Source organism: Streptomyces sp. NRRL S-37 (assembly GCF_000721605.1).
Taxonomy (GTDB): domain Bacteria; phylum Actinomycetota; class Actinomycetes; order Streptomycetales; family Streptomycetaceae; genus Streptomyces.
Window position 1 is genome coordinate 71,030 of record NZ_JOIZ01000010.1, and the last position, 26,894, is coordinate 97,923.

The 26,894-nt window shown below is 69.9% G+C and carries 25 protein-coding genes; 4 read left to right on the forward strand and 21 right to left on the reverse strand.

Annotation, left to right across the window (positions count from 1 at the left end; all coding sequences use genetic code 11):
- Positions 1 to 12 precede the first annotated feature (12 nt).
- The 19 genes from IH50_RS0116540 to IH50_RS0116630 all read right to left on the reverse strand — a co-directional run bounded on the left by IH50_RS0116540 (position 13) and on the right by IH50_RS0116630 (position 19,623).
- Positions 13 to 2,004, reverse strand: a complete 1,992-nt coding sequence (locus IH50_RS0116540) for an ATP-binding cassette domain-containing protein (RefSeq protein ID WP_030862001.1) — start codon at positions 2,002 to 2,004, stop codon at positions 13 to 15.
- Positions 2,001 to 2,468, reverse strand: a complete 468-nt coding sequence (locus IH50_RS0116545) for an NUDIX domain-containing protein (protein WP_030862003.1) — start codon at positions 2,466 to 2,468, stop codon at positions 2,001 to 2,003. Before IH50_RS0116545 ends, IH50_RS0116540 begins: the two co-directional genes overlap by 4 nt.
- A gap of 369 nt (positions 2,469 to 2,837) precedes the next feature.
- Positions 2,838 to 3,983 carry a hypothetical protein gene (locus IH50_RS0116550; RefSeq protein WP_030862005.1) on the reverse strand — a complete coding sequence of 382 codons (1,146 nt, stop codon included), beginning with the start codon at positions 3,981 to 3,983 and terminating at the stop codon, positions 2,838 to 2,840.
- 4 nt (positions 3,984 to 3,987) lie between these two features.
- On the reverse strand, positions 3,988 to 6,033 hold the full coding sequence (gene fxlM / locus IH50_RS0116555) for a methyltransferase, FxLD system (protein WP_030862007.1): 2,046 nt from the start codon (positions 6,031 to 6,033) through the stop codon (positions 3,988 to 3,990).
- A gap of 34 nt (positions 6,034 to 6,067) precedes the next feature.
- A complete protein-coding gene (locus IH50_RS0116560) occupies positions 6,068 to 7,138 on the reverse strand; it encodes a lanthionine synthetase C family protein (RefSeq protein WP_030862008.1) in 1,071 nt (356 codons plus the stop codon).
- Positions 7,135 to 9,174: a lantibiotic dehydratase family protein gene (locus tag IH50_RS0116565; RefSeq protein WP_234328177.1), complete on the reverse strand. Its 2,040-nt coding sequence runs from the start codon at positions 9,172 to 9,174 to the stop codon at positions 7,135 to 7,137. Before IH50_RS0116565 ends, IH50_RS0116560 begins: the two co-directional genes overlap by 4 nt.
- Before the next feature lie 87 nt (positions 9,175 to 9,261).
- Positions 9,262 to 9,450, reverse strand: coding sequence for an FxLD family lanthipeptide (locus IH50_RS0116570; RefSeq protein ID WP_030862011.1), 189 nt, complete (start codon positions 9,448 to 9,450; stop codon positions 9,262 to 9,264).
- Between the two features lie 130 nt (positions 9,451 to 9,580).
- Positions 9,581 to 10,048 (reverse strand): DUF6082 family protein, encoded by a 468-nt coding sequence (locus IH50_RS0116575; RefSeq protein WP_030862013.1) that lies wholly within the window; start codon positions 10,046 to 10,048, stop codon positions 9,581 to 9,583.
- Between the two features lie 73 nt (positions 10,049 to 10,121).
- Positions 10,122 to 10,697 (reverse strand): DUF6624 domain-containing protein, encoded by a 576-nt coding sequence (locus IH50_RS0116580; protein WP_030862015.1) that lies wholly within the window; start codon positions 10,695 to 10,697, stop codon positions 10,122 to 10,124.
- Positions 10,694 to 11,344 (reverse strand): hypothetical protein, encoded by a 651-nt coding sequence (locus IH50_RS0116585; RefSeq protein WP_107062069.1) that lies wholly within the window; start codon positions 11,342 to 11,344, stop codon positions 10,694 to 10,696. The genes IH50_RS0116580 and IH50_RS0116585 overlap by 4 nt, the downstream gene beginning before the upstream one ends.
- The gene (locus IH50_RS0116590) at positions 11,341 to 11,835 is read right to left on the reverse strand and encodes a LuxR C-terminal-related transcriptional regulator (protein WP_037872481.1); all 495 of its coding nucleotides are present in this window, start codon (positions 11,833 to 11,835) and stop codon (positions 11,341 to 11,343) included. Before IH50_RS0116590 ends, IH50_RS0116585 begins: the two co-directional genes overlap by 4 nt.
- Before the next feature lie 126 nt (positions 11,836 to 11,961).
- A complete protein-coding gene (locus IH50_RS0116595) occupies positions 11,962 to 13,215 on the reverse strand; it encodes an acyl-CoA dehydrogenase family protein (protein ID WP_030862022.1) in 1,254 nt (417 codons plus the stop codon).
- 83 nt (positions 13,216 to 13,298) lie between these two features.
- On the reverse strand, positions 13,299 to 13,937 hold the full coding sequence (locus tag IH50_RS0116600) for a GAF domain-containing protein (RefSeq protein WP_030862024.1): 639 nt from the start codon (positions 13,935 to 13,937) through the stop codon (positions 13,299 to 13,301).
- A complete protein-coding gene (locus IH50_RS0116605) occupies positions 13,937 to 14,608 on the reverse strand; it encodes a GTP-binding protein (RefSeq protein WP_420709064.1) in 672 nt (223 codons plus the stop codon). The genes IH50_RS0116600 and IH50_RS0116605 overlap by 1 nt, the downstream gene beginning before the upstream one ends.
- Entirely contained in the window at positions 14,580 to 14,987 is a 408-nt protein-coding gene (locus tag IH50_RS0116610) for a DUF742 domain-containing protein (RefSeq protein WP_030862029.1), read from the reverse strand. The genes IH50_RS0116605 and IH50_RS0116610 overlap by 29 nt, the downstream gene beginning before the upstream one ends.
- Positions 14,984 to 15,499 carry a roadblock/LC7 domain-containing protein gene (locus IH50_RS0116615; RefSeq protein ID WP_030862031.1) on the reverse strand — a complete coding sequence of 172 codons (516 nt, stop codon included), beginning with the start codon at positions 15,497 to 15,499 and terminating at the stop codon, positions 14,984 to 14,986. Before IH50_RS0116615 ends, IH50_RS0116610 begins: the two co-directional genes overlap by 4 nt.
- A gap of 67 nt (positions 15,500 to 15,566) precedes the next feature.
- The gene (locus tag IH50_RS0116620) at positions 15,567 to 17,087 is read right to left on the reverse strand and encodes an ATP-binding protein (protein WP_030862033.1); all 1,521 of its coding nucleotides are present in this window, start codon (positions 17,085 to 17,087) and stop codon (positions 15,567 to 15,569) included.
- A 27-nt stretch (positions 17,088 to 17,114) separates the two neighbouring features.
- The gene (locus IH50_RS0116625) at positions 17,115 to 19,016 is read right to left on the reverse strand and encodes a glycoside hydrolase family 15 protein (RefSeq protein ID WP_030862037.1); all 1,902 of its coding nucleotides are present in this window, start codon (positions 19,014 to 19,016) and stop codon (positions 17,115 to 17,117) included.
- Between the two features lie 232 nt (positions 19,017 to 19,248).
- Positions 19,249 to 19,623 (reverse strand): DUF6415 family natural product biosynthesis protein, encoded by a 375-nt coding sequence (locus tag IH50_RS0116630; RefSeq protein WP_234328178.1) that lies wholly within the window; start codon positions 19,621 to 19,623, stop codon positions 19,249 to 19,251.
- Positions 19,624 to 19,926: 303 nt separating this feature from the next.
- On the opposite strand from IH50_RS0116630, the gene IH50_RS0116635 reads away from it, so the two are divergent.
- Together IH50_RS0116635 and IH50_RS0116640 are read left to right on the forward strand one after the other, a co-directional pair.
- The gene (locus tag IH50_RS0116635; protein ID WP_199822100.1) at positions 19,927 to 21,315 is read left to right on the forward strand and encodes a Tat pathway signal protein; all 1,389 of its coding nucleotides are present in this window, start codon (positions 19,927 to 19,929) and stop codon (positions 21,313 to 21,315) included.
- Between the two features lie 72 nt (positions 21,316 to 21,387).
- The gene (locus IH50_RS0116640) at positions 21,388 to 21,870 is read left to right on the forward strand and encodes a TrmO family methyltransferase domain-containing protein (protein WP_030862043.1); all 483 of its coding nucleotides are present in this window, start codon (positions 21,388 to 21,390) and stop codon (positions 21,868 to 21,870) included.
- Positions 21,871 to 21,908: 38 nt separating this feature from the next.
- Here the strand turns inward: IH50_RS0116640 and IH50_RS0116645 are convergent, their stop codons facing one another.
- The gene (locus IH50_RS0116645) at positions 21,909 to 22,451 is read right to left on the reverse strand and encodes an ATP-binding protein (protein ID WP_324617144.1); all 543 of its coding nucleotides are present in this window, start codon (positions 22,449 to 22,451) and stop codon (positions 21,909 to 21,911) included.
- Between the two features lie 424 nt (positions 22,452 to 22,875).
- On the opposite strand from IH50_RS0116645, the gene IH50_RS0116655 reads away from it, so the two are divergent.
- Together IH50_RS0116655 and IH50_RS0116660 are read left to right on the forward strand one after the other, a co-directional pair.
- Complete coding sequence (locus IH50_RS0116655) at positions 22,876 to 24,378, forward strand: helix-turn-helix domain-containing protein (protein WP_030862047.1); 1,503 nt, start codon at positions 22,876 to 22,878, stop codon at positions 24,376 to 24,378.
- Entirely contained in the window at positions 24,375 to 25,082 is a 708-nt protein-coding gene (locus IH50_RS0116660; RefSeq protein WP_030862049.1) for an HAD family hydrolase, read from the forward strand. Before IH50_RS0116655 ends, IH50_RS0116660 begins: the two co-directional genes overlap by 4 nt.
- A gap of 131 nt (positions 25,083 to 25,213) precedes the next feature.
- Here the strand turns inward: IH50_RS0116660 and IH50_RS41665 are convergent, their stop codons facing one another.
- Positions 25,214 to 26,536, reverse strand: coding sequence for a hypothetical protein (locus tag IH50_RS41665; RefSeq protein WP_199822095.1), 1,323 nt, complete (start codon positions 26,534 to 26,536; stop codon positions 25,214 to 25,216).
- Positions 26,537 to 26,894 lie beyond the last annotated feature (358 nt).

Sequence of the window (26,894 nt, forward strand, 5' to 3'; positions counted from 1 at the left end):
CGGTCGAGCGGGTCATACCTGGTCCGGGACGGTGGGCGCGGCGGGGTGGGGAATGGCCGTGGTGGGGGCGTACTGGGCGGCCTGGGCGGCGAACATGGCGGCGTATCGGCCGCGGGCGGCGATGAGGTCGTCGTGGGTGCCGTGCTCGGCGAGGTGCCCGTTGTTGAGGACGTAGATGTGGTCGGCGTGGCGGACGCCGGACATGCGGTGGGTGACCAGGACGACGGCCCGGTTCGGGGCGGCGAGGCGGCGGATGCGGTCGAAGGCTTCGATCTCGGCTTCGGGGTCGAGGGCGGAGGTCGGCTCGTCCACGATGAGGACGCCGTCTGCCTGTGATGTTGAGCTACGCCAGTGCGTGCGGGCCAGGCCAACTTTCTGCCATTCACCGCCGGACAGTTCGATGGCGCCGCGGAACATGCGGGCCAGCAGGCTGCGCAGGCCGTCGGGGAGTTTGGCGATGACGGGGCCGGCGACGGCGTAGTCGACCGAGGGCTTCAGGTCATCGTCGGTTGCCGGGTGGTTGGGGCGGCCGAGGCGGATGTTCATCGCGGCGGTCACGGGCCAGCGCTGGAAGTCCTGGGTGAGCAGGGAGACGCGCTCGAAGACCTGGGCGCGGTCGAGGTCGGTGAGGTCCGCCTTGCCCCAGCGCAGCGTGCCGGTCTCAGGCAGGAGCATGCCGGAGAGGATCTTCATCAGGGTGCTCTTGCCGGAGCCGTTCTCGCCCACCACCGCAGTCACCGACCCCATCGGCAGCTTCAGGGACACCCCGTCCAGGGCCGGGGTGTCTCGGTCGGGATAGCGGTAGGTGACCTGATCGAGAACGATTTCCTTGACGCGTTCCGGTACGGGTGCACCGCCGACGGGCAGCGTCCGCCGGCCGGCCTCGGTGAGGAAACGGCCGTGGTCGCGGACGTAGAGGCTCTCCTCGTGGAGCTGGTTGATGTTCATGACCAGCGCGCCCAGGCTCGCCGAGCCGGCACGTACGGCGATGACGGCGGTCCCGGCGACGGCGAGGCTCATGTGCCCGGCCATGATCAGCCAGAACATGGCCCCGTAGGTCGCGGCCATCGCCAGTCCCGACAGTGCGGAGGCCACCCATTCGGTCAGGGCCTTGCTGGAGGCGAGGCGCTCTTGCTCTGCCTCGGCGCTCTCGGCCATGCGCTCGTAGCGGCTGAGGAGGAAGGGGCCGACCGCGTGAAGACGGACTTCCTGCGCGGCGGTGCGTTCGGTGAGCAGGTTGCCGATCAGGCGGCTGGCCCGCACGTGCTCGATCCAGCTCATCACCGACACGTACCGCTCCTGTGCGACCCGCATGGCGCCCCAGCCGCGCGGGGCGGCGATGAGGATCAGCATGGGCAGCAGCGCGGGGTGCAGCACAGCGAGGACGCCGGCGGTGGTGATCAGGGAGATCAGGCCGTTCAGCGCGGCGACGCAGGAGCTGATCATGCGACGGGCGGATCCGGGGCCGTGCTGGGCGATGTCCACGAGCCGCCGGAAGTCGGGATCGTCGATGGCCTCCAGCTCGACGCGGGCTGCGGCGGCCAGGTACTGCGTGGTGGCGATCCGCTCCACCTTGGGCTCCAGCCGCCCGGCGCGAGAGGTGGACCAGGCGGACAGGGCGGAGTTGACGACGCCGATGATCGCTGCAGCCAGCAGGCCGGGTAACAGCGCGTGCAGCCGCTCGGCGGCGCTGCCACTGCCGGCGAGCAGGGCGTGCATGACTGCGTTGATCGCCAGCAGGCCGGCGGCCGCGGCGATGCCCTGGCCGACCTCGCTCACCCCGACCGACAGCAGAGCACGCCGGTCGGCCTGCCACGCCATGCGCAGCGTCGCACCGACAAGGCCGGGCATGGAGCGCAGCGCCGACATCATGGTCAGGTCCAACGTCGCGTGCTCGTGCTGGGACCAGCCCATGTCGTAGCGCAGGGGCCCGCCGAACAACTCGTGCTCGGCGTCGGAGACCTGCGGGTCGGCCATCGTGACCGGACCGAAGAACCTCTTCACCGGGCGCCTCCCGCAGGCCAGTTGGTGGCCCGGTAGGACGGGCCGTGGGTAAGCATGTGGAAAATCGTGGCGGTGTAGGCGTGGCAGTCCGGGGAGGGTCTCTCCATTGGTACCCAGAAGAGCCCTTCGTGCTTGTCCGGCTCGGCGTTGTACGGCTCACCCGTCCACGACTGGGCCACGAACACAGAGGTGATCCGATCCAGCCCGCCCTCGGCGTCGTGATGGTGGATGAGGCCGCAGAATTCCTGCTGCTCAGCGCTGATGAAAACGCCCGCCTCCTCCTGCGCTTCGCGCCGCGCGGCGTGATCGAGTGGTTCACCGGCCTGCAGGTGGCCGCCCACGACCGTGAGCTGTCCCGGTGCGAGGGCGGCGTCGGGTTTGCGGCGCACGCACAGGGCGGCGCCGTTGGACCGGAGCAGGACCTGGGCGACGTCGGCGATCAGCAGGTGAGGCTCCCTGCTCACAGGCGACCTTCCTGCGGCAGGTACCCGGCGGTGTGCCGGTCCCGACCGTGGGTGGCGGCGTGGGTCATGCCAGGTACCTCGTATCCGGTCGTGACCCACGGGCGGACGAAGCGCTGCGGTCGGCTGCGGAGTGCCGGGGTGTACCCGAGGAAGCGGTGATGTTTTCGAACGCGGGATGAACAAGCGCAGGGCGGCGTACGGGATTCACGGGGGCTCCTTGGGCTGAGATGCGGACGGGTGATCGGGTAACGGCGGGTCGGTCGTCGCTGTAACGGGTGGACGCGGGCGAAATCTAGAACCTGAATTCGAATATCGGGCTCTCTCCTTCTGTGGTCGGGCGGGGCGGGCTGTGATGCTGCGTTCGATCACTCATGTGGGTTGCGGTACCTCCATCGGGGGATTGCCTGGTGCCGCCTGGTCGTCTTGGAGTAGTCGCCTCAGCTCGGCTTCGCCGAGCGTGACGGCTTCGGTCAGAGACCGCTGGTGATCCGCGGGCAGGGTTCCGGCACCGAGACCTGCGTCAGCGACCACCGAGCCGAGCGCAGATGTCCGCTCGGCGCTGAGCAGTGCCCGGATAGTCGGGTGGTCCAGCACTTCACGCGCGGCATAGGCGTCGAGGCGGGCCACGTCGGTGAGAGCTGAGAGGAGCGCGTTCGTATGCGGCCCGTTGGCGTCGAGTTCCAGGGCGGCCAGGCCCGTCCGGGTCTGGAACACGGCGATCGAGGGTTCGGGATCGGCCAGGAGCGAGACGGCTGCGTGCTGGGCCTGGTCGACGTCGGCTCGCGCAAGCGGTGCCGCGGCCTGGTGGCAGTGAGCGCGCAGGAGGGTGGCCACGGCCATCTCCCAGGGTTCCGTGGGCTGGGTGGTGTCGATCAGGTCGCGGGCCTGCTGGTCCAGGCCCTGCTCCATCAGGGCCATGATTTTGATCTGGCGGCCGTCGAGGAGCCGGTTGCCGATGCCGCGGTGCTGGGCCATGGCGTCGGCGGCTTCGGTCCACCGTCCGATGCGTGCGAGGGCGCGGGCGCCGTCCACGAGCAGGGTGACGTACAGCTCCTGGCACACCGTGCGGTGGTCCTCGTCCGTGCCGGTCAGGGGCGAGAGGTCGACGGTGCGGCCGTCGATGTCGGTCTTGTTGCGGTGCCGGGCGGCGTCGTTGAGGCAGTGCAACAAGCTGTAGGCGAGTTCGCCGTGGCCTGCGCGGGTCTGCAGCCGGGCGAGGTTGACGAGCGGCATCAGCGCCATGACGGCAATCCGTCCGCTGAGGCGTCCGGCGTTGGCGAAGACCTGGTGCTGGCGCCAGCACAGATCCTCGGCTAAGCCGGGCAGTCCGACGTCGGAGGCGATGAGCGCCGCGTAGTTGAGGAGCCCGCAGGCGCGGGCCACCAGGTCGTGGTGGCTCGTACCTGCGGGCGCGACGGTCAGCCCGGTGAGGTGGTTGATGCGCTCCTGCAGCGGGAGCGCGGGCGCCTTGGTGCGGCGGACCAGGGGGATGCGGCTGGCTATCGCGGGGATCATCGGCTCAGCCCTTGCGCGCCCAGTCGACGACCAGTCGGCTGTAGGGCTTGTCGACGACGAAGCGCGGGTCGTCCGCCGTCAGCCGGTTGCGGGAGTCGGCGACGGCCATCCGGAAGCCCGGTTCGGGGGCGTCGTTGCCGCCGGTCGCGTCCCAGGCGCGGATCTCGTTCACGACGCGCTCGGCGAGGTCGGTACCGCCTTTACCGTGGCCGATCACGCCGACCTCCCAGTACCGGCCCTTCTCGTCTTCGCCCTCGCGGATGGTCAGGTACGCGAGCGATCCGCCGTCGAGGGCGGCCATGGAGCCCCACCCGAAGTGCGGGGTGAACCCGGGGCGCTGGCCCGGCAGGCGGGAGAGGCCATTGGGCAGCACGCAGGCCAGGTACAGGTACAGCCACTCCCAGGCCGAGCCCTGGCGGAACTTCACCCCGGTGTAGACCTTGGTCTGTTGCTGGTCGAGGACGGTACGCAGGGCGTCGCGGTCGACGTCCTGCTCGCTGAACGTCTCCAGGCGGACGTTGCCGTCGCCAGCCATGGGGACGAGGGTGTAGATGTCGTCGCAGACGCCCTTGCGCAGCGGGATGAAGGTGGCCATCTCGCAGGAGACGGTCTTCCACGTGTCGCCGTCGCGTTCGAAGGCGAAGGAGCGGGAGATGCTGCCGCGGATGCGCATCGGCAGGACCAGGCGCCCGCCGGGGGCGAGCTGGTCGAGGATCTTCACGGGGACGTCGCCGGCGCCGACGGTGAAGATGATCCGGTCGTAGGGGGCGTGCTCGGGCAGCCCGGCCGCGCCGTCGGCCATCACCGCGGTGGCGTTGTCGACGCCGGCCTTGGCGAGGTGTCGGCTGGCGCCGGCGACGAGGTCCTGGTCGACGTCGAGGGTCCACACCTGCCCGCCGGGGGAGACGATCTTGCCGAGGAGGGCGGCGTTGTAGCCGGTGGCCGCTCCGGCTTCCAGGACCTTGTGACCGGGCTGGGCGCCGAGTTGTTCGAGCTGGGTGGCGACGATGGACGGCGCGGAGATGCAGGAGATCATCTCCCCGTGCTCGTCGTGCTTGATCGGGACCGCGTCCTCCTTGTATGCGCTCTCCAGGTCGACGCCGGGCAGGAAGGCGTGCCGATCGGTGGTTCGGAAGGCGTCGATGGCCGCCTGGCTGCGCAAATGGCCGCTATTGGCGAGCCGTTGGGCGAGGGCTTCGCGCAGCTGGTTGGGGTCGGTTACGGGTGTCATGGTGGTCTCCATTCGAGGGAGGCTAGGGTCCGCGGAGGCGGACTTGCGGGTAGACACGTCAGCTCCTTCTCCGGTGGAGAAGGCGACGTGACGACCAAGCCACGCGGTGGCGGCCTGCGCGTTGGCAGGCACGCCTGCGCGGTTGAACGCGAAGATCGCGTGATGGGCGATGACGCCCCGGATTCCGCGTATCAGTCGGCCGTCGGCGGCGAGCCGGCGCAGGCGGCGGCCGGCGTCCTCGAACGCGGCGACGCGCTCGGCCCAGCCAGCCTCCGCGTCGGGGCGCAGGGCGGCGTCCGCGTTCATCAGCCGCCGCATCGCGGAAGCGGCCTGTTCGAGGGCGAGGCCCTGGGGCGGGGTGACGGGGGGCCGCAGGGCGGCCCACTGGGCGTACACGTCTCCGGCTTCGAACGGGTCCAGCCCGGCCTCGCGGATCATGGCGGACAGCAGCATCACGCTGCGCTCGCGGGCGCCGGGGGTGCCGGTCTCGGCGAGCGCGGCCGGGCTGTCGGCGCAGAACACGTCGTGCGCGACGGCCATGGCTTCGGGACCGCCGAAGGCATGGGTCTCCGGCTCGTACATCCCGCCCGTCCAGCCGGTGATTACGCGGTCGGTGACGAGCTGGTCCAGCAGGCCGGTGGCGGGCTGTTCGGTGCGCAGGCGCACGCCGGCGTCCTTGCGCAGGAAGTGGAAGCAGCGACCGGACAGCGCGGTCGCCAGGGCCCGGGCGGCGCCCGCGTGCTGGTCGGGTAAGGCCACGGAGGCGTGCCACCAGGACGTGTCTGCGGGGATCGGCAGGTTCTCGTCGTCGAAGGGCATGAGGAGTCATCTCCTTGCGAGGCGGCGGGGCGGGTCAGTTGAGCAGGAGGGCGCGGGTCCAGCCGGTGGTGTCGGTGGCCTGCAGGGCGAGTTGGGCGCCGGCGCGGCCTTCCATGAGCCCGGGTTTGGGCAGGTGCTCCCAGTCGGTGGCCAGCCGTCGGTGTAGGTCCTGGATGATGGGGGCGAAGCGTGCGGGTGCGGGGCTGTCGGCGGCGACCGCGCGGGTGAGGGTCAGCAGGCCGGCCCAGCCGTGGCAGAGGGTCGAGTCGGTGATGCGGGCGAGCCGCAGCGGGTCGGTCAGGATGGCAGCGACGGTGTCCTCAGCCGCTTGGCGGCGGGCGGGGTCATCGAGGGCGAGCGCGGCGAGCTGCTGGGCGCGGGCGATGCCGGGCTGGCCGTAGCACCAGGACTGGCGGGCTGGCTTTGGCGCGGGTGGCTGTTCGGCGTCCAGGTGCGCTGCGGTGGACCAGTAATGGGCGCCGTGCCGGTCGAGCCAGGTCGCGAACGTGCCGACGGCTTCCTCCTGGCCGGGGACGCTGACGCCGGCGCGCAGGGCGAGGGAGAGCACGGCCAGGGGCCCCGCGATGCCGTGAGCCATGCCGTTGTTGCCGTGCCCGCCAGCCATCTCCTTCCCATCCGGGCCGACCGCCGACCACCACCCGGGCAGCATCCGGCCGTCACCGCGGGCAGGGTGTGCGAGCGAGACGAGGCATGCGAGCACGTCAGGCAACCGGGGCGCGATCGGGCGGCGGGACAGCAGCAGGGCGGCGAGCCCGGTCAGGCCGCGGATGAGGTCCCATTCGGCGAGGTGGGGCAGCACGCCGGTCGCCTGACGGCGGTGGGCGGCGGCGAGTCGGGCATCCACGACGCGGTCGACGGCCGAGCGGACGTCGTCGCCGGCCCCGTGGGCGCGTGCCAGGACGAACTCCAGGGCTGGCGCGCCGTGGAAGAGGCTGGCGTTGCTTCCGGTGCTGACCCCGCGGGCGGTGGCCTGGGCGAGGTGGCGGCGGGCGGTGGACAGGTCACGGCGCTCGATGTCGAGCAGGGCCATCCCCAGGGGCCCCTCGGACAGGTCCTGCGTACGGGGCACGGTCGTCGTGGTCATGAGCGCCTGGCCAGGGGGACGACGATGCTGTGGGCCCGGCCGCCGATCCACCCGTCGGCGTCCGGCGGGGGCGCTTCATGCAGGGTGGCGATGCCGAAGGGGTTGGCGTCCAGGTGCGCACGCAGGAGGTCCAGGTCGACGTCGCGGCTGAGGTCGAGGGGCAGCTGCTGGTCGTCCTCGGCGAGCAGAACCTGCTCCGGCACCCGGAACCGAGAGCGCCAGGCATGGAGGTGGTCCGCCCACTGCTGGATGGGGGCGGTGCGGGCGGGCAGCGTGCGGCTGCGGATCTTCCACCGGGCGGCGGTGAGGATGGTGCGCCGGTAGGTGAGGGCCGGGGTGAAGGGCAGGGTCCAGGCGGCGCCCCAGTCGAACCAGGTCACCTGAGGGGAGGCGGCTCGGCTGATCTCGCCGAGGAAGCGGGCCATCGGCGGGGTGTAGTTGTTCCACAGGAAGTTGATGGCGGTGGGGGCCAGCAGCTCCAGCGGCTTGCCCGTCGCCGTTTCCACCAGTTGGGGGCGGCCGTCCGCGAGGGTGACCGAGAGGTCGCGGGGGAAGAGGACGTGCGGAGCGGGGTGGCGGAATTCGCCGACGCTGACGACGCGGGGCAGGGCCTGGGGCGCGCGGGTGAGCAGGTCGGCCGACACACGCCCGGCGTGGAAGGAGAGCTGCGCGAGTTCCGCCTGCGGATCGACCGTGGGCAGGTTCGCGTACGCCGTCTCGGTGCCGGGGAACAGGTGCCAGAACCGGCCGGTCATCGATCCGGCCGAGCGGGAGACGGTCAACACGCGCAGCCGGAAGTCGCCCCGGTCCAAGGCCGGAACAGAGGGCGCGTGGACCTGCGCGGCCAGTTCGAGGTGGGGCGCCAAATCGTGAGGTTTGGCGCCGGCCGCTGCTTCCAGTTCCTCGATCATCGCCCCGGTCACCGCGACGGTGCGGCTGCCTTCGGCGGCGGCGGTGCCGGCCAGCTCCAGCAGCAGGCGGTCACGCCGGGACATCGGCCGAGGCGGTTCGCTCGCCGTCACGAATCCTGCAGGAAAGCCCACGCCCCGGTCGGGATCCGTGGCCACGTCCACCGGTATCGCGGTGTTTTCGCCGTAGCGCTCGGAGAACTGCTCGATCCACCGCCGCCAGGTCGGTGTCCCGGTCGGATGGGTGACCAGGCGGGCCAGAACGGTCGCCGCAGTCTCCACTTCGGTCAGCACCTGCTCGGGCAGCTGTACATCGGCGTCCAGCCGCAGGTCGCACGCGGTCCGCAGGTCGGCTGCCTGAGCGCGCGCCGCGGGCGGTAAGACGTCGGTGGGGTCGGCGACGGTGGCGGGCGCGCGCAGCGAGGAGCGCAGCACCCGCACCCGCAACAGTTCACCCAGCAGCCGGTCGCGCGCGGTGCCGCTCACGGCGGGGAACTCCGCGGCCAGCTTGTCGGACAACTGGCGGCATCCGATCGGCGATCGCGCCAGGTCGAGGACGAGACGCAGCGCGGAGCCCAGGGCGAGGCGGAACTCGGCGTCGCCCTCGGACGGCACGTGGATGTGCTGATCGCGCTGATAGATCAGGGTGTTGACGTAGACCTCGGCGTCGGCCATGCGCGCCGCGTCGCTCTCCCAGGCGCTGAGCACCTCATCGAGCCCGACCGGATCGGGGCGGACCACGGCCTGATGCTCGTCACCGATGCGGACAGACGTGGTCTGGTCGAAGCCGAGCGGGGCGACGCCGGCGAACAGGCCGTAAGGCGTGGAGCGGCGCGCGTAGCGGATCGCGTAGCGGGCGGTGGCCAGCGCCGCCCGGCGCATCCTGCGCACCTTCGGCGTGCGGCCATCGATGATGGCCTGCACCTGGGCCGCCAGGTGAGGGCTCGCCTGCGACACGGTCCGACGGAAGTCAGTGTCGGACCACACCGTGCTCAGCCACGCGCGCCACTCCTCCACAGGCGCCGTGGTCGCCGGCCAGGGCGGCATGGCGGGCTCGGTCGTGTGCACCGCGGCGCGCAGCATGGCCTGCCCCGCTCCCTCGTACAGGCTGGGCCGATGCCGTGTCATCCGAGCTCTCCTCATCTTCTGCGTGGCGGGCGGGGCGGGCCGGCCGGGGAGAGCCCCGTCCGGCCCGCGTTGCCGGGATCTCCCGGCTTACGAGGTGGTGCAGGCGCTGGGGCAGGAGCTGCCGCAGGTGTCGCCCGTGCTGCACATCAGGACCGTCTCGGTCGCCGGCGTGCCCTCGATGAAGGTGATGTCGAGTCCGAACGGGTCGGCCTCGGTGGTGGTTGCCAGGTCCGACTGCACAGGGGCGGTCGGCCTCTCCGTCTGCACGGCGGTCATGCTTGCCTCCTAGTGGCGATGGGTGGTGCGGGATCCCGGGACCCGGTCGGGGCCCGGAGCTTGGTGCCAGACGGTGGCGGGCGAAGACACCGCCTGGGCCAGGACGTCTGGGAGTCGGTATCTGGTGCCGTCAGGCTGCTGCGGGCCGTGCCTGCGAGTGGTTCTTCGCGGCCTTGTCCAGCACCCGGGTGAAATGCTCGGCGCGCTCGTCGCCCTCGGCTTCCTGCGCGCGGAGGTCGCCGAACCGGCGCCAGTATCGTCGGCAGACGTCGCTTTCCATGAGCTGCGCGGCGTACCACGGCAGGTGCCCGAAACGAACGAAGCCGAGGCGGTCGCGCAGGCTGAGCATGCAGATGAGCTGGTTGGCCTTCAACAGCTGCATGTACTCCTCGACGTCCATGCCCTCGGGCGTCCAGAGCTTGGTGAGATCGGGGGTGGTGGACATCTGGGCCAGCCAGTCGAGCTGGTTCCGGGCGAGGACCGCCTCGTTGCGCTCGGTCTGGTGGCGTGCGTCCTGCTTGAGCCGGGCGGCTCCGACCACGGCGGTGGTGAAGGCGACGGCGGTGCCTGCAGCGAGGACGGCCGTGGTGAGCTTCATAGGGAACGGTCCTTTCTGAATGTGGAGTTGTGGACGAGCGTCCGGCTGGTGAGGTTTTCGGGGTTCCGCTTCTTCATGCGGCTCTTGCAAGCACGACGGCCGGGGCTTCTTCGGCATGACGATCCGAGGTGTACCGGCGACGGACCGATTCCAGGGCGACAGCGATGGGCGGCAACCCGACGCCGGCCCTTCGCTCGTCCACTGATTCAGGCGCGCGCAGCGGGCACAGTTCGATGCCGTCGGCTCGAAGGAGGAGCTGGGTTCCGTACTCCTGCTGGTGCCTGTTGTTGATCAAAGCGCGGTCGTGCAGGTGCGCCCAGTGCTGGATGAGTGCATCGCCAGACTTGACCGCACGCTCCAAGAGGATGGCCGCGGCGCGTTGGAAGTCGGGTTCGTCGTCGCTGTGAAGAGCGATGCTCCAGGCGGCGCGGGCAGCAGCAGGGCCGACGAGGCGGTGGCCGGGCCACTCGTGTTCGCCCAGGATGCGGCGCAGCACCTTGGTGTTGGCGTGGTCGGCGTGTCGGCCTTGGCCGAGTTGGACGGCGTTGAGCTGATTGCGCAGTCGGCGGGCCCGGTGCGCGGCCGACGCCTGGGCGCGGGCGATCAGCTCGCGAGCAAGGTCGGGTCGCTGTGGTGCGGCGGTCGTCACGCGCTGCCCCGATCGTCTGGGGCTGCCTTCGGCTCGTAGACCCGGCAGCCGATCAGTGCATGGAGTCCGGAGCGATGCTCGGCAGCCAGTTCCAGGCGGGCGACTCGGTCACCCTCCCGTCCAGTGCCGGAGCCCTGTACGTCCCAGCCCATGTCGGTGAGCCGACGCAGCAGGGCGGCGGTGGGCTCGGCTTCGAGTCCGTGACGGGCCAGGGTCTCGGCCCGTACGAGGGGGAGGTCGAGTCGGACGGCGAAGTCGGATGCCCACAGGGTGATCAGCCGGGTGATGTCGTCGGGCTGGTCGGGCAGGGTGTGGACGCAGTGCAGGTGGAGGCAGGGGCCCTCGCCCCATCCGAAGCGGGGGGCGCGCTCGGGGATCATGCAGGCCAGTAGTTTCCCGTCCTCGAACAGGCCGGCTGGCTTCTTCTGCGGGTTGCGGAAGAGTGCTGGGATGTCGGCTTGGGCGGGTACCGGGAGACCGCGCAGGGTGAGCCAGCGCTGCCGGTCCTGCACGAGGGCGGCGGCTTCCTCGCGTTCGGCGTCCGTGCGTAACGTGCGGACCTCGTATGCGGCGGCCAGGGGTGCCGGGGCGAACGACGCCGTAGCCGGTCGCTCCCCGCGGGCCAGGGGAGTCGGGGGCCGGTTCACTGGTTCGCTCCGCTCCGCGTCGCGTGGGCCTGCTCGACTGTCAGCAGGTTCCAGCCATGGGCCAGGATTACCAGGTGGGTGGTGTCCTGTGCGCCCGTGTCGGTGAGGAGCTGGTCGAGTGCGGCGCGCAGGTCGGCCGGGGCGAGCTTGGCGGCGACGGAGATGTCGCGGGCGTCGCTGTGCTCGGCGACGGCTCGGAGCAGCAGCAGCTCGTCCAGGCTGAGCATCGGTGCCGGCCTGTCGGCCGTGGGCGGGGCCACCTGCTGGTCGGCGAACAGGCGGTGCACGATCACCGGGGGCTTGCAGCGGGGCGGGCAGTGGAGGCTCTCGCGGATGTCGCGGACGTACTGTCGGACGGTCACGATCGACAGTCCGGTCTGCGCGGCGATCTCCTTCGGCGTGAGCCCATTGGCCAGGTGTCGGGCGACGCGCTGCAGGGTCGGCGTCAGGGGTGTGATCGGTGCGTGGGCCGTCGTCACGGGCGGGGTCACGGTGTCTCTTCCTCGGCTGGGTGGATGGTCACTGGGAGGGGTGCCGCCGGTCCCCGCGGGGGACGGGGCCGGCGGCACGGGCCCGTGCGCGGCGGTGGGGATTCACGGGGTGCCGCGCACAGGGGCTCATGCGGCCGTGGGGCCGGGTCGTGCCCAGGCGGCTTCGGCGGCGAAGCGTTCGGACCACTGGATGTGGTCCTCGTCGAAGGCAGCGTCGGCCAGGCGTATGCGCTGGACTTCACCGGTTCCGGCCGGTGGGTAGGTGTGCTGGATGTCGCGCCACAGGCGCTGGAGGACGTAGTCGCGGTCGAGGGCATGAGCGCCGTGCAGTTCCATGGCGTCCTGGGCCGACTGCATCGCCCACAGGTGCCCGAGGTATTTCGAGTTGATCAGGTCCGCGTCGCAGGGCAGGCCCTGGTCGAGGAGGTGCACGGACTGGTAGGCGAGTATCCGGCCGGCGCGCAGCCGGGCCTCCATGCCGCCGATGCGGTCCCGCAGGACGGGCAGGTCGGACAGGGCGCCCCGGTAGCGGGGACGGGTCTTGAGCCGCGTGGTGGTGGTGTCCATGACCGCTTCGTGGATGCCGAGGCTGACGGCGGCCAGGTTGGGGCGGCCGTAGAGGATGCTGCTGCTCTGTGCCACGGCCAGGCCCTGGCCGACTTCGCCGACCACGTTGTCGTCGGGGACGCGGACGTGGTCGAGGTCGAGTCGGCCGGCGGAGAAGCCGTGCAGGCCGAGGCCGGCACGGTGGTCGGGGACGGAAAGCCCGGGGCGGTCGGCTTCGACCATGAACGCGGTCAGTGCCTGGGAGGTGCTCACGCCGGCCGCGGCGGTGCGGGCGACGACGAGGTGGGCCCCCGCGATGTGGCAGTTGCCGATGTGGATCTTGCTGCCGGTGATCACCCACTCGTTGCCGACGCGTTCGGCGGTGGTTTCGATGCCGCCGATGTGTCCGCCGGCGAGCGGTTCGGTCACGGCGATCGACAGCAGCAGGGAACCGTCCGCGACCCGGGGCAGCCAACGGCTCTTCTGCTCGTAGGTAGCGAAGTGCAGCAGGGCACCCACGGGGATCAAGGTGGCCTGCAGGATGACCGCGGCAGCCGCCGAGACCCGCGCGATGCGGTGGACCAGGACAGTCTTGGCCACGTGTCCGGCGCCCAACCCGCCGAAGACCGCCGGGACGGTGACAGCGAACCAGCCCCGCGTGGCCATCAGTTCGGCGACCTTGCGCTCCACCCTGCCCGGAGCGGCCTCCATCCGCACGGCGCGCGGTGCGACGTACTCGGCCGCGAAGGCGTCCGCCTCCTGCCACAGCAGTTCGTGGCGGGTGGTGAGGTAGGGACGCAGCGCCGGTGGCGGTTTGGTGGGTGTGGCGGACATGGTCTCCCTCTCCCTGGGTGAAGGTCGCAACATGGAGCGGCCGGGGATCGCCTACGGCTCCCGGGTGGGGGGTGTGGAACGGCCTAGCGGACGGGCGCGCGGGCGATGTGGTCCATCACCTGGGTGCCGGCGTTGATGACGATGTCCCGCAGACGGCGGGCCTCGCTCAGGGGCCGCTTCTCCGGGTCGATGACGCACACCGTGCCCAGCACGGTGCCGCTGTCGTGGATGAGCGGTGCGCCGAAGTATGAGCGGATTCCGACCGCGTCGACCACCGCGTTGCCGCTGAAGCGCGGACTGGCGTGCACGTCGTGCAGCGGCAAAGCCTTTCGGCGGGTCATGACCTCCGGGCACCAGCCGTGGTCGCGGCTCATGGTGCGGCCGACGATGACGTACCCGCTGTCCGCAGGCGGCTGGTGCAGCCCGACGAAGGTCTGCTCCTCCAGGAAAAAATTGATGAATCCGTACAGGAACCCGGCCTGCTCAGCCATGTCGCGGGCCAGGTCGTCGAAGTCCTCGTTGGCCACGGTGGGAACGCCCAGCCGTGCGAGCAGCTCGTAGCGCTGCGCCAGCTCCGCTTGTTGGGCCGGCTGGCTGGTGAGGACGGTGGCGGGCGGGGTGAACGGGGCGCGGGTGGCGTCCCGCATGTCGCGTCGCGGCAAGGACCGTGCGGGCGGGGTGGCCTGCGGCGTGCGGTAGGGGTCGCTGGGGTGCTGTGACATCAGGCGTCCTGGAGGGTGGTGGAAGGGGCGTGACCAGCGCGGCTGGTGGTGGCGGCGTTGTTCACGGCGTGGTCGACGAGGGTCAGCAGGACGCCGACGACGTGGTTCGGGTCGCGGGCGTCGCAGGTGACCACCGGTACGGAGGCGGGGAGTTCGAGGGCGGTGCGGACCTGCTCGGGGTGGTAGCGGTGCGCGCCGTCGAACTGGTTGACGGCGACGACGAAGGGCAGGCCGATGTCTTCGAAGAAGCTGACCGGGGTGAAGCTGCTCTCCAGACGGCGGGTGTCGACCAGGACGACCGCGCCGACGGCGCCGCGGGCCAGGTCGTACCAGAGGTTGACGAACCGGTCCTGGCCGGGCGTGCCGAACAGGAACAGCTCCAGGGGCGTCGGCGCGTCGGGCAGGCTCAGGCGGCCGAAGTCGAAGGCGACCGTGGTGGTCTGCTTCGCCTCGATGCCCGCCAGGCTGTCCACGTCCGTGCTCGCCTCGGTCAGGTACTCCTCTGTGCTCAGTGGCGTGATCTCACTGACGGCGCCCACGGCGGTGGTCTTGCCCGCGCCGAAGCCCCCGGCGATGACGATCTTCAGCACCGTCGGAGCAGCGGCCCGCGGGTGAGGCGAACTGCGCAGCACCGCGGCCGGGTCATCCGGCCTGGGGATAGGCGACGGCATCAGGCCACTTCCTCTTCAAGCCCGCTGAAAGGGCTGCCAGCAGTTGGGTAGACGGACCGGAACCTGCACCGGTATCGGCATAGGACTGGGTCAGGGGGACGACCAGGGCGTCGGCGTCCAGGAGGTCGGAGACGAGGATCTTGACGGCGGTGACGGGACGGCCAAGGCGGCCCGCCAGTTCGACCACCGACCGCCGGCGCTCCCGGCACAGGGCGAGAATCTCCGCGCACTCCTCGGCCTGCGTCGGGCCGGGCCTTCTCAGCCCGGCCTCCAGCACGGTTTCCAGACCGAGCAGGTGCCGCGGCTTGGTACGCCCGCGCGTCAGGGTGTAGGTCCGCACGAACGCCGACTCCTCGGCCGCGCGACCGTACGTGGTCACCGGACCTCTCCGCCCGTGCCGACACGGACGGGGATCAGCATGTACGGGGCGAACTTCTGGACCAGGCGCCCCATCTCGAACCCGACGGTGCCCGCATCGGCGTCCCTGGCGGCGATGACGGCGAGGATCGTGTCCACCTCACCGCGTTCGTTGCCGGGGTGGTTGTCGAAGGCCGCGCTGCGCCCGGCGCTCTGGACGAAGAACAGGCAGTCGTCTCGCTCGATGATGACCTGCCGGGCCGGCCTCTTCTTCCTGCTGGGGCCGGTGATGTTCGCCGCGAGGGAGGCCACCCCGCTGAAGGCGGCCGACAGTTCGTCCGCCCAGTCCTTGTCGACGTCGCTGTCCAGCAGCCGCAGTCCGTCGCGCGAGATCAGGACGGCGTGCGTGACGCCCGGCGTCTCGGAGGCGAACTGACGCAGCAGCCAGACCATGCTGTCCCGCTGTCCGCTTGTGGTCGTCGCGGATGCGGGCGTGCCGCCGGTCACGTTGCTCATCGCGGGGTGGGTGCTCATAGGAATCGCTCCAGAAGGGGGAAGGGCCAGCGGATGTACCGGGCCACCGGGAACGCGGAAGGACGAGTCAGGGTGTGGGGTGCTCTGTCGAGGCGGTAGGGGAACCGGCGGTCCCGCCGGCCTGGAGGCCGTTGCGGAAGGCGGCTGCGAGCCCTGGCGTCGCTGCAGCCACGGGGACTTGCTCCCGCTCGTGTGGTGGACGGAAAGATCCCGTCCGGCGTGTACGCGTGGGAAGAGCGGGCGCGTCGGCCGAGTCGCCAGCCGCTGCGGTTTCCGGCCCCCCTGCGATGCCGGGGCGTGCGACCTGACTTGCCCCCGGGGCGGCAGGAGTCGCGGCAACCTGCTGCGGCTGCCGCCCGGAGGGCCGGACTTCCTCGGGCGGCAACGCGCCCGCATCGTCGACCGGGGCAATCGCCACCAGGAGCCGTGCCGGTATGACGACCAGGGCAGTGGTGCCCCCCGTCACGTTCTCCTGCAGGAGGACGGACAGCCCGTGTGACCGGGCGATCAACGCGGCGACCAGCAAGCCGAGCTGCCCGGCCCGGACTTGACTGCTGACGTTGACCTCGTCCGGGGCCTTGAGTAGATGGTTCATCTGCGCCCGCGTCTGCGGGTGCATGGGGATGGCCCGGTCCTCGACCTCGATGGCCAGCCCGTTCGCCACCCGCTGCGCACGCACCATCACCTTCGTCGCCGGATCGGAGCACTCGCAGGCGTTCTCGATCAGCTCGGCCAGCAGGTGCGTCAGGTCCGGACCTACATGGCCGGGCAGACCCAGCTCGGCGCCCACGGACCCGGCCGCGACAGCGACCCGCGGATACTGCACGACCTCGGAGACGGCACCGCGCAGGGCCGTCGTGACAGGAACGGGCCGGCGCACGCTGCGCAGGGACTGCCCACCCAGCACCGCCGTACTCTCCACCTGGCGACGCATCCGCGTCACGAGGTGATCAATCTCGAAGATCGCGGCCAGCAGCTCCGGGTCGTCGGTCAGCATCTCCAGCCGACTCAGTGCCTGGAGCGCCTTACTGACCAAGGCGTGCTCCCGCATGGCCAGGCGGCGCAGCACCTCCAGGAGGACGACGGACTGGGACTCGTCGTGCACGCGGATCAGCGACGCGATGGCCTGCGCCTGGAGAGCACTCAACGCGTTGTCGATCCCGGCGTTCGCAGTGGGCGACTGCGGCGTCTGCGGATCCGGCAACGGTGGGCGTTTTCCACGGCACAGCTCGTCCGCCGACCACTGCACCGACTTCTCGACGGCTGCCGCTGCTCCTGCAACCGCTTTCAGTGCCGCTGCCCGGAACCCCTCCCCGGCCGACTGCACGGCTCTGGCGACGGTGCGCGCTCCGCGTGCCGCCACCGTGACGACGCCCGCCAGTCCGCAGACGAGGCCGGCCAGGACCCAGCCGGGGCCTACTGCGGACACCGACTGGAGAGCGAAGGCGGCGACCAGCACCGCGGCAAGGAGCACCAGGGGCAGTGCCACGGCGCGGCGGACGAGGCGCAGCGTGTTCGCGTCGACCGGGGGCCGCCGCCTGCGGTGGCCAGTAGCGGCCGGCCGTGCCGGGAAGGCGCTGTCAGACATGGGAATCCTCGTCAGGGGGTGGGGTGGCTATGCGTGCTGCGGCGTCAGATCTGCGGCGCTCTGGCGCGTGCTGCGGGAGGTCGAGCGGGGCGCCGGAACCGCGACCGCGCCGTGGCGGGAGGACGACTGCTTCGCCACCTGCTGAAGGAGCAAGGCGCTCTGGATCAGGCCCATGTGGCTGAACGCCTGCGGGAAGTTGCCGAGCTGGCGCTGCTGGACAGGGTCGTACTCCTCCGCCAGGAGCCCGAGGTCGCTACGCAACGCCAGGAGACGCTCGAACAGGCCACGGGCTTCACCGAGGCGGCCGGTCAGGGCCAGGCCATCCACGAGCCAGAAGGAGCAGAGGACGAAAGTGCCCTCATTGCCCTTCAAACCATCCACCCCGGTGCGCTTGCCGCGGGTCCGATACCGATGCACGAGCCCGTCATCCGTGGAGAGTTCCCGACGTACGGCGTCCACCGTGCCGATGACGCGCGGGTCGTCGGGCGGAAGGAAGCCGGTGCGGGGGATGAGCAGCGTGGCGGCGTCCAGTTCCTTCGAGCCGTAGGACTGGGTGAAGGTGTTGCGCACCGGGTCGAAGCCCTTGTCACAGACCTCCCGGTGGATCGTCGCCCGCAGTTCGACCAGGGGGGCCAGGTCCATGGTGAGCGCGCCAGCTTCGGCCAGGCGGATGGTGCGGTCAACCGCCACCCAGGCCATCACCTTGGAATGGACGAAATGCCGGCGGGCCCCGCGGACCTCCCAGATGCCCTCGTCAGGCTCCTGCCAGCGCTGCGCCAGGTGCTCGACGAGCCGCTGGTGCAGGACCGCGGTGTCGGCGCAGTGGGCGACACCGCTCTGGTGCGCGACGTACAAGGTCTCGATCACCTCGCCGTACACGTCCAGCTGCAGCTGATCCGCCGCGCCGTTTCCGACCCGCACGGGGGCCGAGCCCTCGTACCCGGGAAGCCAGGGAAGCTCCCTTTCCCGCAGATCACGCTCCCCGGTGATCCCGTACATGATCTGCAGGTTCTCCGGGTCACCGGCCACGGCACGCAGGAGCCAGCGCCGCCATGCCTGCGCCTCCTGCCGATACCCCATTCCTAGCAGCGCGGCAAGCGTCGTGGCGGCGTCGCGCAGCCAGGTGAAGCGGTAGTCCCAGTTCCGCCGGCCGCCGATCTCCTCGGGCAGCGACGTGGTCGGCGCAGCCACGATCCCGCCGCTCGGCCCATAGGTCATCGCCTTCAGCGCGATCAAGGAACGGACCACGGCCTCGCGGTAGGGCCCGTCATAGGCGCACTCCTGCGTCCAGTCCTGCCAGAAGGCGAGCGTCTCGCCGAGCGCGGCCTCCGGGTCGGGAACGTCGGACGCGGCTGCATGGGACGGGCACCAGCTGAGCACGAACGCCACACTCTGCCCGGCGCCGATGACGAAGGCGCTGACGACCACGCCGTCCTTCTCCACCTGCGGGACGCAGGTGTCGAGCCACAGAGCGTCCGCGCCGGCCTCCGCGACCATGCGCCCACCGACCTCGTGGATCCACGGGCTGACGCTGCCGTACCCCGGACGCGGACGCATGGCAGAGACCATCTCCACCTCGCCAGCCAGTCCCTCGACGATCCGGATCACCTGCGGTGCTCCGTCGCGCGGCGGCATGAAGTCCAGGACGCGGACCGAACCCGTCGAGGTGCGCCAGATCGTTTCGAGTACGAGCGAGTCACCGCGGTACCGGCGCTCGGCGATCGCTTCGGAGCCGGGCCGGTCGACAGGCGAGGCCGGTGCGATCCGCCAGGTGCCGTGCTTCTGCGTGCCGAGGAGGCCAGAGAAGACGGCCGGTGAGTCGAAGCGGGGCAGGCACAGCCAGTCGATCGAACCGTCGTCGCAGACGTGGGCGCTGGTCTGCATGTCGCCGATCAGGCCGTACTGCTCGATACGTGGAAGGCGTTTCATCGTGTGGGTCTCCGTTAAGCCCCGCTGGGCGAGGGGTGGCGTCAGGGCCGCCGAAGCGGCCGGGGCCGGGCAGTGAGTCCAAGGAGCCGCGGTCACGGGGATGAAGGAGGCATCGTCGAAAGCGGCGTGGAGTCCCTGTCTGCTGGATCTAGGCCAGCCGCGCGAGCGCCTCGGCACACCAGCCATGCCGTCGGGAGGAGGATCAGGCCGATGAGGACGGCTCCGGTGAGGGTCATGTCCGAGGCACCGAAGCGGCCCAGACGAGGCAGACGAGGGCGACGGCCAAGACCGCACCGCGCAGGACGTTGGGCTGCGGCTTCCGCCAGGCCCGTCTCCGCGCCGGCGGGGTCGCTCCGATGTCGTCCTGCTGCACCTTCGCGATGAGTTCCTGGGTCGCTTCGGCGAGTTTGACGAGATGTACCCGGCTGGGCACGTAACCCTCCGGGAGGCCATCCGAGCAGAGTCGCTGCGCACGGAGCAGGGTCGGCTCCTGCGAAGACGTCAGGGTTCCGAGCTGGTTGATGTGCCCGCGTAGCCGTAGTGCGAGGTCCTCCACATCGGCCGCAGTCTCGGGCACCGGCGAGTCCTCGCCCAGCACGAGCGTCACCGTCTCCGTCGCGGAAGCTGCTTGGTCACGCCGCACCCCCGGCTCACTGAGGGCTCTCCGGTCCTGACCACTGCGTTGGCAGGGCACCCGGCGAGGGGCCAGTGAGAGACGCATGACACAACTCCTATATGGATCAAGCTAAGTTGATTGAGGAACGCCGTGCACCGCAGTCGGCCGGCGTGCAAGGTGAGTGATCCGGCCGCTACGTTGAGCGAACCGCGAATCCCCGCTGATGGGTATGCCTGCGTGGCCCCCAAGGCCGTCAAAGGCGTCAAAGATCATTTCGGACATGAGGGGCAGTCCATGGCCCGTGAGCGAAACGTCGCCCTCGCCGCACTCCTGCGCGAAGCGGGCTGGTCCCAGCCCCAAGCAGCCGCTGCGGTCGCTCGTGTTGCCGCGGAGAGTGGTGCACGCGAGTTGGAGGCCATCTCCCGCTCGCACATCGCCATGTGGGTCAAGGGCACGAAGCCCAGCGGACGAGCGCCTCATATCCTGCGTGAGACGCTGTCCCGCAGGCTCGGCCGACGCCTCACCCTCGCTGACCTCGGGCTGGAAGACGGGCCAACAGGCTCGACCGACAGTAGTTCCGACTGGAGCGTCGATCCTCTGACCGTGCTGGCCGAGCTGGGAAGCGACGATCTGGACATGCACCGACGCAAGCTGCTGGCGACCGCCGCATACTCGGCCGCCGGCCTCACTCTGCCTGCGAGCTCGTGGTGGACAACCGCCCCAGCCGCGGCGGCATCGCGCGCAGCAGTCTCCCCACGGCTGGTAACGCAGGCCGACATCGACGACGTCCGCAACCTGACGGCCTTCTACTCCGCACGGGACCAGCAGCGTGGTGGAGCCTCGGGGCGCTCGGCCTTGGCCGGCCATCTTCGCGACGAAGCTGTTCCGCTGCTGGGCAGCCGGTTCCGCACGGAACGGCACCGCCGGGACACGTACTCGGCCGTGGCAGAGATGACCTACCTCGCCGGCTGGATGGCGTTCGATGCCTCGGAGCACCGCACCGCCCAGCGGTACCTCACCCTCGCCGCACGCATCGCGGCCGAAGCCGGAGACGGACCGTTGGGCGGCCACATCTTGCGCGCTCTTGCCCATCAAGCAGTCGACCTCGGGCACCCACGCAAGGCCCTCGACCTGGCCGACGCCTCCATGGCCCACACCCACTACGGCCAGGCCAGCTCGCGCGAGAAGGCCCTGCTCTCGATCGTCCACGCCCGCGCCCTGGCCGCCGACGGCGACCGCCCCGGCACCCTCGCGGCCATCAGCCGCGCGGAGCGTGACCTCGCACACGCCAACAACGAGGACGCGCCAGACCGCGTCGGCTTCTTCCAGGACGCGTCCCTCGCCCACGAAACTGCCTGCGCCCTGCGCGACCTGGGTAACCCCGTCGAGGCGGAGATCCATTTTCAGCGTAGCGTCGCCACCCGCCGCCAGCAGCAGTACGCCCGCACCCACAGCGTGACCCTCGGCTACCTCGGTGCCGTCCAGGTCCAGCAGGGACGCCTCGATGAGGCGTGCGGCACCTGGGAACAAGCCCTCGACGCCATGGTCGGCGTTCAGTCCGGCCGTGCCCGCGACGTCATCGTTCGCATGCGGAGCGACCTCTCGCCCGTCCGGCAACGCGGAGGCCGCCAAGCCGCCGAACTGGACCGCCGCGCACGGGAAATGCTGCGCGCCATAGGCTGACCGCAATGGAAGATCGCGCCTGCGGTCGGCGACTGCCGAACACGCGATTTTGGGGGAGAGGAACGAGCGCCGATGGCAACATACGAAGTCGAATCGATCGGAACGGTCGTCGGGGGCCACACCCGCGTCCAGGACGACTACCAAGGCGGGATCGAATCGATCATCCGACTGAACGACGCTTTCCCGCTCGAAACGCTGCAGGGGATCGAGGAGTTCTCCCACCTGGCGGTGACCTGGCGCTTCCACCTGGCGCGACCCGAGGACGTACAGCTTCACGCGCGCAGCCCACGGGGAAACCCGATCTGGCCGGCGACCGGTACGTTCGTCCACCGCAACCACCGGCGCCCAAGCCAACTGGCGATCAGCTACCCGAGGCTGCTCAGTGTGGACGGCCGGGACCTCGTCGTCACCGACTTGGACGCTGTTGACGGAACCCCCGTACTCGATATGGCGCCATACTTCACGCAGATGGGGCCCCGAGGCCCGATCCGTCAGCCAGCTTGGCCGGCCGAGATGCTTGCCACCTACTGGCTTGATGCATCGGAGCGTCCGTAAGCTGACTCGCCGAAGCGACTCCTCACCTGCAAGAGTGTTCATCGGGGCCCACCCGCGGGGATACGGAAGGTGCACCACGTAGTCCGGCCGTCCTTGCTAACCCCCCACTCCCAGGACAAGGCTCGGACCAGAGCGAGACCCCTCCCCGAGGTGTCCTCCGCTTCGGCCCCACGCAAGGTCGCCGGCGTCGAACTGCCGTCCACGACCTCGACACGGATCTCGGCGCCTCGGCACCGGACGCGCAGCGCGACGTCTCCAGTTCCGTGCTTGACCCCGTTGGTTACCAGCTCCGAAACGCAAAGAACCACGCTTTCCCTCAAAGGCTCCGCGACCTTGCAGAGCTTCAGGAAGACGCTGCTGACGTGACGGGATCGGCCCACACAGATCGGCTCCGCGGCGAAGCACGCTTCGAAAGCGGCATACCCAAGGGGCGGCAGCGATGTCGCCATCACTGTTGCGACAGCTGTTGCGACGGTCATCGGGCTCCCCCCAGATGGATGGCGCGGTGAACATGCGACTGCGACTTCAGGCGCGGGCACGACTCGTCGGATTCCGCTGCGCCGTGCCAGCATGATTCGCATCCCGTGATGGGACAGCCGATTCGACGCCAGCAGCTATGAGATACGGACCCGTGCATCTGCGTGCCGTCTGTGTGAGCCAGCGTACCATCGATGGCAGGGTGACCGACACCCAGGACGTTGCCACCCCAGCCCTGTCTCAACTCCGCATTGAGGTCGCCATCTAGCCGACGACAGGTCCCCTGCGACGTGGGCACAGCCAAGCGTCTGGTTCCCAACGGGAGTCTCCTCTCTGGGCTGGCAGATCAAGATGACCTGTCACCAACGCAGTTCGTCGGTGCGCGGACGGTGCAGTGCCATGAGTCTGGAGGCGCTTCGGCTTTGAGGGGCATCGCTGTAGCGATATCGCTGCAGCGATATCGATCTCCACCTAGCCTGGTTTCACGGTTGGGTGAGCTGGACCGTGACAAGGAAAGCCGAGGTGACCATGTCAGGGGGGCCAGGGCGCACGTGCGTGCGGTGCGGGCTGCCGATCAGCCGGTACAACCCGGATACACGCTGTTCCACCTGCGCCCGGGCCGATGCGGCACCGACGATCCCCGACCGGGCTTGGCGCGACGAGGAAGTGCACCGAGCCCTTGCGGCCTGGGATTTCGGAACGGTCCTACGTTTGGTCCGGCGCCGATCTGGGCTGTCGCAGAAGGCCGTTCGGGAGCTGACCGGGCTGACTCAAGGCTTCATCTCGGACCTGGAGCGCGGCCTCAAGCAGGTCAACGGCCGCGAGACCATCATCGATCTCCTGACCGGACTCGGGCTTCCCTCCGACCTGCGCCCGCTCCTCCTCGCTCCCTTCGCACAGGCCGAATCGCAGCGACTTGGCGAGTCCATCGACCCGGCTTTGCCGTGGACGGCGGCTCGTATGGTGACGTCACTGGAAGTAGCCGTCGGAGGAGCCATGAACGGATTGAACCGCCGCAGCGTGATCGCCGCACTGGGTGGGGCCGGTCTCACGCAGTACATCCTGCAAGCAGCCATCGCCCCTCCCGAGGCCGTCGCCGCCACCGTCCGGAACGGAATCAGCGTCTCCGACCAGCTCCTCACCAGCCTGCAGTCCACCACCGATGCTCTGCGTCAGGCCGACGCCAGCCACGGCAGCGGCAATCTTGCCCGAGCCGCCACAGCACACCTCAAATTCCTCCTCCGGCTCCTGAAGGAAGGCGACTTTGACGAGGCGACCGGCCGACGCCTCGCGGCGGTGACTGCAGACACTGCGATCCAGACTGGCTGGTACTACTTCGACAGCGGCGCCCACACCGTCGCCCACAACCTCCTCCTTGGAGCCCTGCGCGCTGCCCATGCCAGTGGTGACAGCAGGCTGCGGGCCGGGGCGCTGTCCTTCATCGCCATTCACGGCTACTCCGCTGGTGACCCCCGCGATGCGGTCACCGCCGCACGCACCGCCCGCCAGGTCATCGCTGACCAGGACGCACCTGCCCTGCACGCGATGCTCCTCACCCGCCAGGCCCGCGGGCACGCCCGTCTACGCGAAGACCGTCAGGCCCTCATCGCCCTGGAAGAGGCACAGGTTCTGTGCGCCCGCGGCGGCGGAGAGGACGACCCACGCTGGCTGTACTGGATCAACCCCGGCGAGATCATGGGACAGACCGGCAGTTGCTTGCTCGACCTCGGCCATCCCGATCAGGCTGCCGAGGCGTTCGCAGATGCCCGCAACGCCTTCAGCCCGAACGAGATCCGCACCCGGGCCCAGTTCCTCTCCCGCGCCGCCACCGCCCAGATGCGCGCCGGCGACGTCGACGCCGGAGCTATCACCGGACACGAAGTCCTCGCTCTCGTCGCCGGAGTACGCTCCGCACGCCTGGACGACAACCTCGCCACGATGCTCACCGAAGCCCGCCGCTACTCCTCGGCGGCACCCGTCCAGGAACTCCTGGAACGCGGTCAGACCGTCATGGAAGAACGTGCCGCATGATCCTGGTCCTGTGGGACATCGACCGCACCCTCGTCTACACCGGTGACATCGATCGGCGCGTCTACAAGGAGACCTTCACCGACGTCGTCGGTCGCCCCCCAACAGCCCTGCCCGCCCGTGGCACGGGAGTCACCATGCCCTTGGCCGTCCGCGAGCTTCTGCGCGTCAACCAAGTTCCCGAACAGAGGGTGGAGACGCTTGCAGCGCGCATCATCGCCGAGCTCCCCGAGCGCCTCGCCGGACACCGGGAGCTGTTGGCCAATGACGGGATCATCATGCCCGGAGCCGTGGACGCGCTCGCCGCAGTCCAGCAGGCGGAGCACCTGATCCCGACCGTCGTCACCGGAAACCTGCGAGGCAGCGCCGAAACCAAGCTGTCCGAGCTGGGCTTGATCGGCTACCTCGACACCACCATCGGCGGTTACGCGTCCGATGATCCCCACCGTCCGGCCCTCGTCCGCATCGCACAAGACCGGGCAGCCGCGAAGCACGGAGGCCGGTTCCACCGCGACAACACCGTGATCGTGGGTGACTCGCTGGAAGACGTGCGCACTGGCCTGGAAGGTGGCGCCAAGGTCATCGCGGTCGCGTCAGGCACCACCACCGAACAGCAACTACGTGCTGCAGGAGCAGAGCACGTTCTGCCCGACCTCACCGCCACCAAGGCCCTCCTCTGCCTCATCAATGAGGTCCAGGCTCCGTAGCAGGGGCGTGCACTGTCGTGGATCGTCCCACGGAAGCCCGAGGATGGCCGAGCACACGATGTCCTTCCGTAGCCGGATGAGCACTGGCCGGTCCTCGGCCGACTTCGTGCTCATTCACCGTCAGGGCCGGCTCACGGCGTCCACAGCGGGGAAATCCGGTGCGGCGTCGATGAGTCGGCCAGCAGCGATATCACACCTCCGGGCACACCGAGCCTACCCAGAACCCAGTCGAGCACGGTGGCTTCGACGTCGCACATCCTGGCTATCAGGCTGGTCTGCTCAGGCAGTAGGATCTGCCGGGGGATCATGATCGTCTCGCGGACTCGGTCGAGGGGCAGCCCCCTTCGAAAGCCCTGCGCGGCGGGGCGGGGCGCGTCTTCATCCGGCGGGAGCGGCAGGCGTCGACGGGCCGCGTTCGAGACGATGATCCCGGCGACGTGGACGTACTCCTTCAGGAGTGGCCCGAAGAGGTCTGCGAGCGCGTCGGTCTTGGCAGCGAGCGACATGCCGGCGAAGGGCGTCGGGAAGTGGAAGAGGCCGCTGTGGTCCTCTACCCAGATCCACGCGGTGCCCGCTCCCTGTGTCTTGGCGCACTTGCCCCGCACCTTGCCCAGGAGCCGCTTGCCCTGGTCGCTCTCCACGGTATCTCCGGTCAGGGTGGTGCCCTGGGGAGCCGTTCCGGGGCGGACGGTTACCAGTCTCCCGGCGTTGCTGAGGACGTCGACCGCGGCCCCCGATGCCGCACACTGTTGGGCGGCCTCCTCGGTCCGCTTCCTCCAGGTCTCGAAGTCATCGTCGTTGAGGAGTTCGGGGAGGTCGCCTTCCCAGTAGATGTCACGGTCCCTGTCCAGGGAGAGGAGGTGGACCCGGCAGTTCTGGCGGAACTTCTCGTAGTCCTGGAACTTTTGGTCCTCGGCGAATGTGACAACCTCGATGAAGACCGGACCGATACGGACGTCGCCAGGGCCGCCACTGGCTTTCGTCGGCTCCAGCTCGACCGGGAGTCCGCGGGCAGCCCCCATGAGCGCGAGCCGGGCCTGCGTCTGCGTGTGCAGGAACCGGGAGAGGGTGACGTCGCGGCGGGCATCCCGCCTGACCGAGGCAAGGCCGGGCACCCTGGCTTCCTCCAGATAGGCGTACGCGGACCACCACCGCACCGCCTCCACCCACGCTCCCGGCGCGGCTCCGTTCATGATCTGGAGTACGGGGGCGGCTCGGCCCAGACCGACGAAGGTGTCACTGGCGCGGCCCGAGCCGAGGGAGGGGGTCACGGCCTTGGGTAGCCAGCGGCTATCGAAGAACGCGGTGAGACCGGCCACCGCGCGTGCGGTCACCTCGTGACCTGCGGGGGAGAGGTAGTCGGCGCCCTCCGGGCCACCGAACCACGCGTCCCAGTCGATCGCCCGGAGGCCCTGGTCGATCGCCCGCCATATCTCTTCGTCCCGAGGATGCATGCCCGCGATCATGACGTACCCGCAGACGAGGAAGCAGGGATTTTTCCGAAATCTGGCACCCCCCGGCTCGCCCTGAACCAGTCTTTCGTTCGGTGCCCACACCGGACCAACCGGGGACAGCGTCTGGTGCCACCTTGGCGGCCACTTCTCTGCACGCTCGCTGCCCCATGGCTCTACGGAGGATGGTTGGAAACGCTGTGCCAGTACCGTTTCGGCCAGCTGCCTCCTCCATATGCCTGTCCAGGCTGCTGCCGCCGTCGGCAGCCTTTGAGGAACGGCTGACGATCCGAACGACCTGGCGCCCCGACCTGGTAATCCCGCCGAGACATCTGCCACGAGTAGGGGGCTTGGATCGACA